At 67.7% G+C, this 12,691-nt stretch carries 13 protein-coding genes; 9 read left to right on the forward strand and 4 right to left on the reverse strand.

Going from position 1 to position 12,691, the window contains the following annotated elements; translation table 11 throughout:
• Positions 1-24: 24 nt before the first annotated feature.
• Together dnaN and dnaA are read right to left on the reverse strand one after the other, a co-directional pair.
• On the reverse strand, positions 25-1,209 hold the full coding sequence (gene dnaN / locus JYA75_RS04345) for a DNA polymerase III subunit beta (RefSeq protein WP_029546803.1): 1,185 nt from the start codon (positions 1,207-1,209) through the stop codon (positions 25-27).
• Positions 1,210-1,744: 535 nt separating this feature from the next.
• Positions 1,745-3,376, reverse strand: a complete 1,632-nt coding sequence (gene dnaA / locus JYA75_RS04350; RefSeq protein WP_044475805.1) for a chromosomal replication initiator protein DnaA — start codon at positions 3,374-3,376, stop codon at positions 1,745-1,747.
• A gap of 608 nt (positions 3,377-3,984) precedes the next feature.
• On the opposite strand from dnaA, the gene rpmH reads away from it, so the two are divergent.
• From rpmH to JYA75_RS04395, 9 genes are all read left to right on the forward strand, one after another.
• The gene (gene rpmH, locus JYA75_RS04355) at positions 3,985-4,128 is read left to right on the forward strand and encodes a 50S ribosomal protein L34 (protein ID WP_006934459.1); all 144 of its coding nucleotides are present in this window, start codon (positions 3,985-3,987) and stop codon (positions 4,126-4,128) included.
• 22 nt (positions 4,129-4,150) lie between these two features.
• Positions 4,151-4,528, forward strand: coding sequence for a ribonuclease P protein component (rnpA, locus tag JYA75_RS04360; protein ID WP_006934454.1), 378 nt, complete (start codon positions 4,151-4,153; stop codon positions 4,526-4,528).
• An 11-nt stretch (positions 4,529-4,539) separates the two neighbouring features.
• A complete protein-coding gene (gene yidD, locus JYA75_RS04365; RefSeq protein ID WP_006934452.1) occupies positions 4,540-4,821 on the forward strand; it encodes a membrane protein insertion efficiency factor YidD in 282 nt (93 codons plus the stop codon).
• A gap of 70 nt (positions 4,822-4,891) precedes the next feature.
• Positions 4,892-6,010: a membrane protein insertase YidC gene (gene yidC, locus JYA75_RS04370; RefSeq protein ID WP_006934450.1), complete on the forward strand. Its 1,119-nt coding sequence runs from the start codon at positions 4,892-4,894 to the stop codon at positions 6,008-6,010.
• A gap of 21 nt (positions 6,011-6,031) precedes the next feature.
• Positions 6,032-6,577, forward strand: coding sequence for a R3H domain-containing nucleic acid-binding protein (locus tag JYA75_RS04375; RefSeq protein WP_029546800.1), 546 nt, complete (start codon positions 6,032-6,034; stop codon positions 6,575-6,577).
• A gap of 132 nt (positions 6,578-6,709) precedes the next feature.
• The gene (rsmG, locus tag JYA75_RS04380; RefSeq protein WP_185713362.1) at positions 6,710-7,390 is read left to right on the forward strand and encodes a 16S rRNA (guanine(527)-N(7))-methyltransferase RsmG; all 681 of its coding nucleotides are present in this window, start codon (positions 6,710-6,712) and stop codon (positions 7,388-7,390) included.
• 836 nt (positions 7,391-8,226) lie between these two features.
• Positions 8,227-9,231, forward strand: a complete 1,005-nt coding sequence (locus tag JYA75_RS04385) for a ParA family protein (RefSeq protein WP_029546798.1) — start codon at positions 8,227-8,229, stop codon at positions 9,229-9,231.
• Positions 9,228-10,286 carry a ParB/RepB/Spo0J family partition protein gene (locus tag JYA75_RS04390; protein ID WP_029546797.1) on the forward strand — a complete coding sequence of 353 codons (1,059 nt, stop codon included), beginning with the start codon at positions 9,228-9,230 and terminating at the stop codon, positions 10,284-10,286. Before JYA75_RS04385 ends, JYA75_RS04390 begins: the two co-directional genes overlap by 4 nt.
• Positions 10,287-10,343: 57 nt before the next feature.
• Positions 10,344-11,033 (forward strand): hypothetical protein, encoded by a 690-nt coding sequence (locus JYA75_RS04395; protein ID WP_050036223.1) that lies wholly within the window; start codon positions 10,344-10,346, stop codon positions 11,031-11,033.
• Between the two features lie 9 nt (positions 11,034-11,042).
• Here the strand turns inward: JYA75_RS04395 and JYA75_RS04400 are convergent, their stop codons facing one another.
• Both JYA75_RS04400 and trxA read right to left on the reverse strand, forming a co-directional pair.
• Entirely contained in the window at positions 11,043-12,227 is a 1,185-nt protein-coding gene (locus tag JYA75_RS04400; protein ID WP_161996661.1) for an N-acetylmuramoyl-L-alanine amidase, read from the reverse strand.
• 127 nt (positions 12,228-12,354) lie between these two features.
• Positions 12,355-12,684: a thioredoxin gene (trxA, locus tag JYA75_RS04405; RefSeq protein ID WP_006934442.1), complete on the reverse strand. Its 330-nt coding sequence runs from the start codon at positions 12,682-12,684 to the stop codon at positions 12,355-12,357.
• Positions 12,685-12,691 lie beyond the last annotated feature (7 nt).

Here is a 12,691-nt window from a genome sequence, read left to right on the forward strand (position 1 = left end):
CTCCGACCGTTTCCTGCCCCCGGGTCAGCCCGGCAGGCGCACCGGCATCAGCAGATAGGTGTAGTCGCTGTCCGGGGCGGCGAACGTACCGGAGGCGTCGGGCTCGGGCGCTTCCTCGAGCGCCGGTCGCAGCACCGCGGGACGGCTCGGCGTCGTGAAGCCGAACGACACCTTCTCGCTGTGCAGCGAGCCGAGACCGTCGAGCAGGTACCCGGGGTTGAACGCGATGATCAGCGGCTCGCCCTGGAACTCCGCGGCGAGGGACTCCTCCGCGCGCCCGGCGTCGTCGCCACCGGCCGACAACAGCAGACCGCCATCGGTGAACTCGAGTCGCACCTGCGCCCCGCGCTCGGCGACGAGCGCGACGCGCTTGATCGCGTCCACGAGCGGCGCGATGTCGACGGTCGCCATCGCGGTGTGCTCGGTCGGCAGCAACTGGCGGAACTTGGGGAATTCGGCGTCGAGGAGGCGTGTGGTGGTGCGCCGGCCGTCCGCAACGATGCCGAGCAGGCCCTCGGCGCCGACCGACGAACCGGCACCCAGTGCGAGCTGGACGGGCGAATTAGAAGATCCGCCAACGGTTTTCGCCGACTCGGAGAGAGTCTTGGCCGGCACGAGGACCGCGGCGGTCGCGGTGTCGGCGGTGGGCATCCACTCGATCTTGCGGACCGCGAGGCGGAACCGGTCGGTGGCCGCAAGCACCATGTGGGTGCCGTCGATCTCCACACGGATACCGGTCAGCATCGGCAGGGTGTCGTCCTTGCCGGCCGCGACCGCGACCTGGCTGATCGCCTCGGCGAACACCTCCACGGGCAGCGAACCGGTCTGCTGCGGCAACTCGGGCAGCTGCGGGTAGTCCTCGACCGGCATGGTCGGCAGGGAGAACTTCGCGCTACCGCAGTTGATGAGCACCCGCGTTCCGTCGAGCACCACGTCGACGGGCTTGTTGGGCAGCGCGCGGGTGATGTCGGCGAGCAGGCGGCCCGACACGAGCACCTGCCCGGGGGTGATGACCTCTGCGGAGACATGGACCTGCGCGGAGACCTCGTAGTCGAACCCGGAGACGGTCAGTCCCTGCTCGTCGGCGCCGAGGAGGACGCCGCCGAGCACCGGCACCGGCGGCCGCGACGGAAGACTGCGCGCAACCCACGCGACGGAGTCGGCGAAGTCCTCGCGAGCGACACGAAACTTCATGCTTCCAAGCTCCATCGCCCGGCGGATCCTTTCGCTCTGATGGCTGTCGATCGATTCAACGAAGTCTGGCACAGGACCCCGACACCGAGGTCGGCAGCGGGGACGTCGCTCCACGGTATGCGCTCATGGAGCACTTGGAAAGCCGGAGGCTCGAGGGGGACGCGGCTCTCGAGACCCTGTGCACTCGAGTCCTCCACAAGCCTGTTTTGAAAGAGGAATCTTCGAGAGAAAACACAGAAGTAGTAATAGGGGTTGTGGAATCTGTGGACGAACGACCGTCTACGCTGGTGGGGCGGGCTTCTCGAGCCCCGCACTCTCGAGGATGAACTCGAGGAATTCTCGAGGACGGATGTGGACATCTCGAGAGTGTTCAACATCGGTACACCGTCCGTCCACAAAGATCCCACGTTGTACACACGGTTGTCCACAGGTGTGAGTCACTGCCCATCCGTCTCGAGAATCACACTCACCGCCTACCGCCGGCCCGTCCCTGGATACGACGAAGGGCCCGGACGCGATCGTCCGGGCCCCTGCCACAGGGCGGTACGGCTCAGCGCTTGGAGCGCTGCTTGATGCGCGCAGTCAGCTCCTGCACCTGGTCGTAGACCTTCCGCCGCTCGGTCATCTCCTTGCGAATCTTCTTGTCCGCGTACATGACCGTCGTGTGGTCCCGGCCGAAGGTCTGCCCGATCTTGGGCAGCGAGAGGTCGGTGAGCTCGCGGCACAGATACATCGCGATCTGTCGCGCCTGGGCCAGCGGCCGCGCCTTGCCGGGCCCGCACAGGTCGTCGATCGAGGTGCCGAAGTACTCGGCGGTCACCGCCATGATGGTGGCCGAGTTGATCTCGAGAGCCGTCGAGTCGGGGATGAGGTCCCGCAGCACCACCTCCGCCAGCGTCAGGTCCAGCGGTTGCCGGTTGAGGGACGCGAAGGCCGTCACCCGGATCAGCGCACCCTCGAGTTCGCGGATGTTGCGTTCGATCCTGCTGGCGATCAACTCGAGGACGTCGTGCGGCACGTCCAGCCGGTCCATCCGCGCCTTCTTGCTGAGGATCGCGATGCGGGTCTCGAGTTCGGGCGGCTGGACGTCGGTGATCAGGCCCCACTCGAACCGGGTCCGCAGGCGCTCCTCGAGCGTCGCGAGCTGCTTCGGGGGACGGTCGGACGACACCACGATCTGCTTGTTCGCATTGTGCAGGGTGTTGAAGGTGTGGAAGAACTCCTCCTGGATACCTTCCTTGCCCTCGATGAACTGGATGTCGTCGACGAGGAGGATGTCCGTCTCGCGGTACCTGCGCTTGAACGCCACCTTGCGGTCGTCGCGGAGGCTGTTGATGAAGTCGTTCGTGAACTCCTCGGTGGAGACGTACTTGACCCGCATGCCCGGGAACAGGCGCTGCGCATAGTGCCCGGCGGCATGCAGCAGGTGCGTCTTGCCCAGGCCGGAGGCACCCCAGATGAACAGCGGGTTGTACGCGCGGGCGGGCGCCTCGGCGATCGCCACCGCGGCCGCGTGGGCGAACCGGTTCGACGCTCCGATGACGAACGTGTCGAACGTGTACTTCGCGTTGAGGCTGCTGCTGCCGGTCGGTGCCGCGGCGGCGGGCGGCGGCGGCTGGGTGAAGTAGGACGGCCACGACTCCCGGACCGCGGTCATGGCCTCCCGGTCGTCGTCGACCTCCTCGAGTTCGCCCGTGTCGACCTCGAGCATGCCGTGGTCGAGGGAGGAGGGGCGGCGCCGCCGGAACGGATGCACCATGTCGCGGGGGTCGGTCTCGCGCGGTCCGGTGGGAATCGGCCGCGTATCGAACGCGTGGGGCTCGGGCGCGCGGGGGTCCGGCGGCAGGCCCTCGAGGGGCAGCGTGTCCCGGGGCACGGCGTAGGGGTCCTCGGCGGGATCGTCGACGGCCGCCGAGGGTTCGATGCGCACGCCGAGTCCCTCGACGCGATGGCCGAGGGTGCGGTGGAGCGCGCGGAGGATCGGCTCGCGCAGATCCCGCTCGATGGCCTCCTGCGCGAACGAGGACGGAACCGACAGGAGGGCGAAACCCTGCGCCAGGGTGATCGGCCTGACCAGGGCGAGCCACGCCTTCTGGCCCTTGCTGAGGCCCTCGCCGTCGGCGGTCAGCTCCGCGACGACGTCCGGCCACACGTCGGCCAGCGCGTTCGGCTCGTCGTTCACGTCGCGTCCTCCCCAGTTCTCTCGATCCGAATTCCACACGATTATCCACAGATGTGGACAACCACAGGGTGGCGGCCTGTGGGATGTGGATTGGGAGTTGTAGAGAGCGGGGCACACCGAGGACGAGACGCGAGGTCCGGCTCGGACACGAAGTGCCCAGTGTGACATGTCTCGAGAAGCCCGGCGCGCGCGGCCCGGGCTAGCGACTGCGCGTGCCGGCCCGCGCGCAGACCGGCGGCCGGGCGCAGCGCCGGTGCCCGCGCGGCGGAAGCGAGTGGCCCCGCTCACCGCGGTGGTGGGCGACGAGGAACAACCCCGGCGAAACCATGAACGGGAGCGTACCGGAATGTGAACGGAGTCACACGACTTCGTGTTGCGAACGTGACGCACGGGAAAATGGGTGTGCGGCGTGTCGTCTTGCGTGTGCCGAGCCGGCGCGGTTTGATTTCGTGCTTGCCGCCGAGTAGCCTCGAACAGTCACTCATACAGCAGTGACGGATCCGTGCTGCCACGCAGTATTTTTCGCGTACGGCACGTGTCATGCGATTTCCGTACACGTTGGACCGAGGACGCCGACCGGCGTCATAGAACTTCGAGGAGTGTTGACCGTGGCCAAGGGCAAGCGGACGTTCCAGCCGAACAACCGACGCCGCGCGCGCGTTCACGGCTTCCGTCTCCGGATGCGGACCCGTGCGGGTCGTGCGATCGTGTCGGCGCGTCGCCGCAAGGGCCGCACTTCGCTCACCGCCTGATCCCCGATTCCGGGAGCTCGGGGTGCTACCTGAGCCGTATCGCCTGCGGCGCCGCGCGGACTTCTCCGAGACCGTTCGTCGTGGCCGCCGACAGGGGCGGCGAGATCTGGTCGTTCACGCGATCGAGCGGGAGCAGGCCGAGCTGGTGGTGAGTTTCGGCGGTCCGCGGTTCGGATTCGTCGTGAGCAAGGCTGTCGGGCCGGCGGTGATTCGACATCGAGTCGCACGCCGGCTTCGTCATATCTGTGCGACTCTCGTCGACGAGGTTCCCGCCGGCGCAGACGTCGTCGTCCGGGCGCTTCCGGGTGCCGCCTCGGCCTCCTCGCAGGAACTCGACCGGCAGGTTCGCTCCGGCCTCGCCCGACTGGGTCTGGTCGCGACGGCGCGGCGGCCGGGATGAACACGGACGGGATGAACGCGGACGGCGTGCTGCGGTCGGTGCGCTCCGCACCGGCCCGGATGTTGATCTTCTGCATCGAGCTCTATCGCACGTACGTGTCTCCGACACGCATGCCGACCTGCCGTTTCACCCCCACCTGCAGCGAATACGCCGTCGAGGCGCTGCGAACCCGGGGGTTCGTGGTCGGCTCCGTGCTGACGGTCGTCCGCCTGCTCAAATGTGCGCCCTGGCACCCTGGGGGTTGGGATCCGGTGCCCGAGCGGCGGCATCGATCGGTCGACCGGGGTCCCTGACCGGCACTGAAGACTTCGGACCGACGCCGCTGGGTGGCGACCTTGGACGACCTGAGGAGTACATAGAGCCGTGCTCGACTTCATCTACTATCCCGTGTCCTGGATCCTCTGGGTCTGGCACAACGCCTTCACGGCCCTGCCCGGACTGGAGCCCGACGACGGCGCGACGTGGGCGCTGTCCGTGGTGTTCCTCGTCTTCACGCTGCGCGCGATCCTGTACAAGCCGTTCGTCAAGCAGGTCCGGACGACGCGGCAGATGCAGGAACTGCAACCGCAGATCAAGGCGCTGCAGAAGAAGTACTCCAACGACCGGCAGCGGCAGGCCGTCGAACTCCAGAAGCTGCAGAAGGAACACGGCTTCAACCCGCTGATGGGTTGCCTCCCGGTCCTGTTGCAGGCGCCGGTGTTCATCGGTCTGTTCCACGTGCTGCGCTCGTTCAACCGCACCGGTGAAGGATTCGGTCAGCTCGGCCTGTCACCGGAGGAGAACGCCCAGCTCGGAAACTATGCGTTCAGCCCGGAGGACGTGCAGTCCTTCCTCAGTGCGCGCCTGTTCGGCGCGCCGATCTCGGCGTGGATCACCCAGCCCGAGGCGTCGCTGGTGGCGTTCGAGCCGTTCGGCGGCATCCCCTCCCGCCTCGACATCGCGCTCGTGGCGATTCCGCTGATGATCGTCGCGGGCATCGCGACCCACTTCAACTCCCGCGCCTCCGTCGCGCGGCAGAGCGCGCAGGCCGCGGCGAATCCGCAGGCCGCGATCATGAACAAGCTGGCGCTGTGGGTGTTCCCGCTCGGCGTCATCGTCGGCGGCCCGTTCCTGCCGATCGCCATCCTCCTGTACTGGGTGAGCAACAACATCTGGACCTACGCCCAGCAGCACATCGTCTTCCGCAAGATCGACCAGGAGGAAGAGGCCAAGAAGCAGGCCGCGATCGCACGCCGCAGCGACAACGCCCCCAAGCCGGGTGCCCGTCCCGATCGGGCCGCGAAGAAGAAGGCTCCGTCCACCACCGGGGAGGACGCTGTCGCCGGTGCCGCGGACGCTTCGGAGATCTCGCTGGAGAAGCCGGCCGCGGACGACACCTCCGGCGGTGCCGGGCCGTCCGCCCCGCCGGCCGGAGGCCCGAAGAACGTCGCCGGATCGAAACGCCCCAGCGGCTCGAAGAACTCCAAGCGCAAGCGGCGCTGACCGAAGAAGAGAGAGCGAATCATGGCCAGTGACCTGGACAAGGCACAGGAGGATGCCGACGTGACCACCGAGACGCCGGATCTCGATGCGGATTCCGACTCCGAGGACGATCTCCTGATCGAGGAGGGCGAAATCGCCGGCGACTACCTCGAGCAGCTGCTCGACGTCCTGGACTTCGACGGCGACATCGATCTCGACGTGGAGGGCGACCGTGCGGTCGTGAGTATCGACGGCGGCAAGGATCTGTCCAAGCTCGTCGGCCGCGACGGCGAGGTACTCGATGCCCTGCAGGAGCTCACCCGCCTCGCGGTGCAGCAGGTCACCGGCGAGCGCAGCAAGCTGATGCTCGACATCGCGGGGTGGCGGGCGGGCAAGCGCGCAGAGCTCAGCCAGCTCGGTACGGCCGCCGCGAAGCGGGTACTCGAGACCGGGGAGCGCGAGGAGCTGACCCCGATGACGCCCTTCGAGCGCAAGATCGTCCACGACGCCGTGGCCAAGATCGAGGGTGTGTCCAGCGAGAGCGAGGGCGCCGAGCCGCAGCGCCGGGTCGTCGTCGTCAAGAACTGACCGGACAGCAGTATCGATCGGACAGCAGTATCGATCGGACAGCAGTATCGATCGGACAGCAGTGCGTGGGAGGGATCTCGGCGGGTGCGTCGGGATCCCTCCCTTCTTCGAGGCCAGTGTCGTCGGGAGAGGATGTTTCACGTGGAACAGGACGAGGCGCGCATCCACGAGATCGCCGTTCGCGTCTTCGGTGAGCGACTCGGTCTTGCCGAGCAGTACCGGGATTCCCTCGCTACCGACGGTGTGGAGCGCGGTCTCATCGGTCCGCGCGAGGTCCCCCGCCTGTGGGACCGCCACCTGCTCAACTGCGCAGTGCTGGGTGAACTGATCGACGAAGGCGAACGTGTCGTCGATGTGGGCAGCGGTGCCGGGCTTCCGGGTATCCCGTTGGCGATCGCCCGCCCCGATCTGCATGTGACCCTCGTCGAACCCCTGCTGCGACGGTCGGTGTATCTGGCCGAGTTCGTCGAAACGCACGGCCTGGCCAACGTGCTCGTCATCCGCGGCCGTGCGGAGCAGCCCGGCGTCGTGAAGGAAGCCGGCGGATCCGACGTCGTCACCTCGCGTGCGGTGGCGCCGCTGGCGAAGCTCGCCAAGTGGTCGCTGCCGCTCGTGCACGAGGGCGGACGGATGCTGGCGCTCAAGGGCTCCAGCGCGGCGGAGGAGATCGAACGCGATCGCGACGAACTCGCCCGTCTCGGTGCCGGCAACCTCGAGGTCCTCGAGTGCGGCGTGGGTCTGCTCGAGACCCCCACCCTCGTTGTGAAGGCGGAGCGGATGCCGCGGCCGGTGCGACGGCGCAAGAAGCGCTGATCAGGTTTCACGTGAAACCGCCCCCCTCCCCACTCGAGCGGTCCCCCGCCTCGAGTGCGCCGACTCGAGATGTGCGCGACTCGAGACTCTCGAGCTGAACGATTCTCTCGAGCAGGCGCCACTGTTGTCGCTGCAATCCGTGCGAGCCGCCCCTCGCGTCCCGATGGCGTGACGCGGAAGGCCGCATCCTGACGGCACCTGCATCACCCGCCGCTCACCGCGTGCGCCGCGTCCGGAAATCCCCTCCTCGACTGCGAACTCCGGTTCTGCGCCGCCGAGACCGCGTGGAAGTCCGCCGTCTGCCGTTCCTTTGATCCCAGTTTCGCCCGAAGTTGTTGCTTGCCTTGGCTTTTGGGATCACGAACGGAATTCGTCCGGGAGTGCGGATCTTTCGCGGCAACCGCCCATCCATCCACTCGATGGCATTTCGTCACTGTGACAGATAATTTCCCGCCCGCTCGGATGGCGCCCGGTCCGCCGCCGCCACCCGGTGGCGTTTCACGTGAAACGACACCGGCGGGGATCTCTGTTTCACGTGAAACGTCAGGTTTCACGTGAAACATCATCTTCGTCGGCGACGTCGTCGCACTCCTCCGGAAGGTGGATGGGATACTGGTCGAAACGAGGAAACGGAGTGGGCCGGCAGGGTCGCCAACCTGCGCCGGCGCAACCCGCTTTCCGGGTTCACGCATCAGCCACTACGCCTCGGCTCACTCCGCCCGGTCGCGGGACCGAAACGGTGGTCGGCCGGGGTGGCCGGTCGTGGACCACCGGCGTGGTTTCGCGAGGGGGATGTACCGTGCCAACCGGGTGTGTCGACAACAAAGGAGCGGTCAATGTCGGGTGGATCTGAATCCGCTGTTTCACGTGAAACCGAGGCGCAGAGGCCGACGGGAGCCGAGTCCGAGTCCGTCGAGGACGAGTTCTCTCCGATTCCGTACGAGGGGCTCTCGCCGTTGGACACACCGATCGGCGCCGCCGCGCACCGAGCCAGCCAGGTACTTCACCCGAGTTCCGTGAACGCACTCCCCAAGCCGGCGCGCCGCCGCGTCATCACGATCGCGAACCAGAAGGGTGGCGTCGGCAAGACCACGTCCACGGTGAACCTGGCGTCGGCCCTCGCCGTTCAGGGGTTGACCGTCCTCGTCGTCGATCTCGACCCCCAGGGCAATGCCAGCACCGCCCTCGGGGTGCCGCACCACTCCGGCGTCCCGTCGAGCTACGAGGTGCTCCTCGGGGAGGTGAAGGCCGCCGAAGCCATCCAGCAGAGCCCGCACAGCGAGCGCCTGTTCTGTATCCCGGCCACCATCGACCTCGCCGGCGCCGAGATCGAACTCGTCTCGATGGTCGCGCGGGAGAACCGTCTCAAGAACGCTCTCTCCCCCGCCGCGCTCGGCGATGAGGACTTCGACTACGTCATCATCGACTGCCCGCCGTCGCTGGGTCTCCTCACCGTCAACGCGCTCGTGGCGGCGAAGGAGGTGCTCATCCCCATCCAGTGCGAGTACTACGCGCTGGAGGGGGTCGGCCAGCTGCTACGCAACATCGAACTCGTCCAGTCGCACCTCAATCCCGAACTGCACGTCTCGACCGTGCTGCTCACCATGTACGACGCCCGCACCAAGCTCGCCGATCAGGTCGCGGAGGAGGTTCGCGCCCACTTCGGCAGCGCGGTGCTGCGGTCCGTCATCCCCCGCAGCGTGAAGGTCTCGGAAGCTCCCGGTTACGGGATGACTGTTCTCGACTACGATCCAGGTTCGCGCGGTGCGATGAGCTACCTCGACGCGGGACGCGAACTGGCGGCACGCGGATACCGGAACGAGAAGCAGGGGAACGAATGAGCGCGACACGCAAAGGCGGGTTGGGGCGGGGTCTGGCATCGCTGATTCCGACCGGCCCGGCGGCCGCCCCCGGCCTCGGTAACGCTGCGGCCGACGTGATCATCGGCGACAACCGCAAGAACGCCGCTCCGAAAACCACGTCGAACAAGGCCACCGCCACCGAACAGGCGACTCCCCCGGCCGCGAAGGCCGCGGGCAACGGCGCCCCGGCGCCGGCGGACACGCCCCTCCCCTCCCCCGCCGGAGCGGTCTACCTCGAGATCGAGGCGGACAAGATCGAGCCGAACCCGCGCCAGCCGCGGCAGGTCTTCGACGAGGAGGCGCTCGCCGAACTCGTCCACTCCATCCGTGAGTTCGGGCTCATGCAGCCCATCGTCGTGCGCAGGCTCGACGGAGAGCGGTACCAGCTCGTCATGGGCGAGCGCCGGTGGCGGGCCGGCCAGGAGGCCGGTCTCGCCACGATCCCGGCGATCGTCCGTGAGACCGACGACCAGTCCCTCCTGCGTGACGCGCTGCTGGAGAACATCCACCGGGTCCAGCTCAACCCGCTCGAGGAGGCGGCGGCGTATCAGCAGTTGCTCGAAGAGTTCGGCGTCACCCACGAGGAACTGGCGGCCCGCATCGGCCGATCCCGGCCGGTGGTCACCAACATGATCCGTCTGCTCAAGCTGCCGATCCCCGTCCAGCGGCGGGTCGCGGCGGGTGTGCTCTCCGCCGGGCACGCTCGCGCGCTGCTGTCGCTCGAGGCCGGACCCGACGCCCAGGAGGTGCTCGCCGCGCGCATCGTCGCCGAGGGCCTTTCCGTGCGGGCCACCGAGGAGGCGGTCATGCTGGCGAACCGCGGCGACGGGAAGGACCCCGCACCGCAGCAGCGCCGCAAGCCCATCCAGATGCCCGGCCTCCAGGACGTCGCGGAGCGCCTGTCCAATTCCTTCGACACCCGTGTCACAGTCAGCCTGGGCAAGCGCAAGGGCAAGATCGTTGTGGAGTTCGGCTCGGTCGACGACCTGGAGCGGATCGTGGCGATGATGGAATCTCAGGCCAACCCCTCTTGACGCCTCGGCACGTCAGGACGACAGTCGAGGATACGGACTTGGAGGCTGAGTAACCCAGTGTCGACTCGAGTCACAACACTCACCCTGGGCGGAATGGATCAGCTGTCGGCACACGCCCGGCGCTGTGTGTTCTGGGAGATGGACCCCGCGGCGGTACACGACGCGGGCGGGTTCTACGATCCGGAGTTCGAGAAGGAGGCATGGCTGTCGATGGTCATGCTCCAGTGGGGTTCCTGCGCCCAGGTCGCCACGCTCGACGACAAGCCCGCCGGTAGCGCGTTCTACGCCCCGCCGAACATGGTGCCGCGCGCTCAGCTGTTCCCGACGTCCCCGGTGAGCGCGGATGCCATCCTGCTGACCACCGTCCGGATCGAGCCGCTCGCGGAGGGCAGCGATCTCGGGGCGGCACTGATCCGCGCGGTGATCTCCGATCTGGTCCGCCGCAACGTGCGCGCGATCGAGGCGTTCGGGTATCGGACTGCCGGCGAGGACGAGAGCGACGTTCCCGGGGCAACGGCCGCACGGGATTGCTCCCCCGCCGAGTGCATGGTCGAGGCCGGCTTCCTCGAGGACATGGGTTTCGAGGTCGTCGCTCCCCACCACCGCTTCCCGAGGTTGCGGCTCGAACTCGATCGCGACCACGAATGGAAGGTGGGGGTCGAGGCGGCGCTGGATCGACTGCTCGAGGAGGCCGCGCTCACCGTCGCGGGAATGTCGGGGCGTACCCCGGTGGGGGCGACTCGCTGAGCGAACCGCTCAGCGGGTCTCGGTGATCGACAGTTCCTCGGCGAGCAGTTCGGCGAAGGTGTAGGTGCCGGTGGGCTGGTCGTCCTGACCGAGCAGGTACAGCCGCTTGACCGAGATGAGGATGGCTTCGGCGATGATGTCGCGCGAACGCGGGGTGGCGAGGACTGCGGCGTCCTGCGTGTTCGTGAGGTAGCCGAGGTCGATCTGCACGGTCGGCATGTTCGTCAGGCGCAGCAGATCCCAGGTGCGACCGTGGCTACGGCAGTCCCGCAGCGGCGTGCGGGCCGTCACCTCGCGCTGGATGAATCCGGTGAGCACCTGACCGATCATCGACTCGGAGCCGTGCGCGTTGCCGTAATGGAAGCTCGCGATGCCGCTCGCGGCCGGATTGGGGCTGCTGTCGCAGCGCAGGGAGATCATCAGGTCCGCGCCGAACGCGTTGGAGGTGCCGGCCCGCTCGATGTTCGACGGATTCGCGTGGTACGGCCGGGAGAGGAAGGTCTCCATTCCGGTCGCGGCCATGCGGCCCTCGAGGCGACGAGCGAGGTCCCACAGGATGTCGGCCTCGGAGATGTCGCCGTGCGGGCTGCGCACGATGATGCCGTGGTCGCGGCCACCGAGGCCGGGATCGATGACGATGCGCTTGCCGCTCAGGTGCGGACCGGACCGGCGGACGATCTCCTCCTCGCTGATGGCGTGCGGCGATCCGCCGGTGACCCGGGTGCCGAGCAGTTCCAGCGACCGGAGGGTCTCCGCGCCGCAGATGCCGTCGGGTGCGAGGCCGATCTCCCGCTGGAAGGAGCTCAGGGCCTCGTGGGTGCGCGGCCCGAAGTAGCCGTCGACCCGGTCCACGTAGAACCCGAGATCCTGCAGGCGCCGCTGCAACGTCGCGACGTCGTCGCCGTAGAGCGGTGCGGAGAGCTGATAGATGAGGGTGCGGGCGCCGAGCCGATACGAGGCTTCCTTCAGCGACCGGTAGGTGGCGGGACCGACGATGCCGTCGACGAGCAGACCGCGCTGCTGCTGGAACGCACGCACCGCGCTGTCGAGCTCACGGTCGAACACCGCATCGGAGCCCACCCAGCTGTCGCCGGCGGAGACGTCGGACTCGCCGTGCAGAAATCCGAGGCCGGTGAGGGTGCTCCGGATTTCGGCGACGGCAGGGCCATGGTCGCCGTAGCGCAGTCGGTGCATGTCTCGGCCCTTTCCGTGCTGCTGACCTGCTGTGCCCGGTGTGACACCAGACCATCGTTCGATTGTCGCAGATGCGCCCGGATCACGAATAATCCGGGCGCATCCGTGTCGACGGGGAAACGGTGACTCAGAGCACGTCGGCGAGGTCGCGGAGGAGAGCCGCCTTGCCCTTCGCACCGACGATCGTCTTCACCGGCTTGCCACCGGAGAACAGGATCATCGTCGGGATCGACATGACCTTGTAGTCGCGCGCCGCGGCGGGGTTGGCGTCGATGTCGAGCTTGGCGATCTTGAGCTTCTCGGAGTGCTCCCCGGCGATCTCCTCGAGAACGGGAGCCACCATCTTGCACGGGCCGCACCAGGTCGCCCAGAAATCGACCAGTACCGGCTTGTCGGACTGCAGGACGTCCTCGACGAACGAGGCGTCGGAGATGGTGACGGTGTTCTTCTCGGCCACGATGGCT

The sequence above is a fragment of the Rhodococcus sp. PSBB066 genome (genome assembly GCF_017068255.1).
In the GTDB taxonomy this organism is placed as follows: domain Bacteria; phylum Actinomycetota; class Actinomycetes; order Mycobacteriales; family Mycobacteriaceae; genus Rhodococcus; species Rhodococcus aetherivorans.

Coding starts and splice junctions, on each gene's coding strand:
- JYA75_RS04400 (WP_161996661.1), bottom strand. CDS start 12,227: ATGCACCGACTGCGCTACGGCGACCATGGCCCTGCCGTCGCCGAAATC.
- rsmG (WP_185713362.1), top strand. CDS start 6,710: ATGTTTCACGTGGAACAGGACGAGGCGCGCATCCACGAGATCGCCGTT.
- dnaN (WP_029546803.1), bottom strand. CDS start 1,209: ATGGAGCTTGGAAGCATGAAGTTTCGTGTCGCTCGCGAGGACTTCGCC.
- JYA75_RS04390 (WP_029546797.1), top strand. CDS start 9,228: ATGAGCGCGACACGCAAAGGCGGGTTGGGGCGGGGTCTGGCATCGCTG.
- yidD (WP_006934452.1), top strand. CDS start 4,540: ATGAACGCGGACGGCGTGCTGCGGTCGGTGCGCTCCGCACCGGCCCGG.
- JYA75_RS04375 (WP_029546800.1), top strand. CDS start 6,032: ATGGCCAGTGACCTGGACAAGGCACAGGAGGATGCCGACGTGACCACC.
- JYA75_RS04385 (WP_029546798.1), top strand. CDS start 8,227: ATGTCGGGTGGATCTGAATCCGCTGTTTCACGTGAAACCGAGGCGCAG.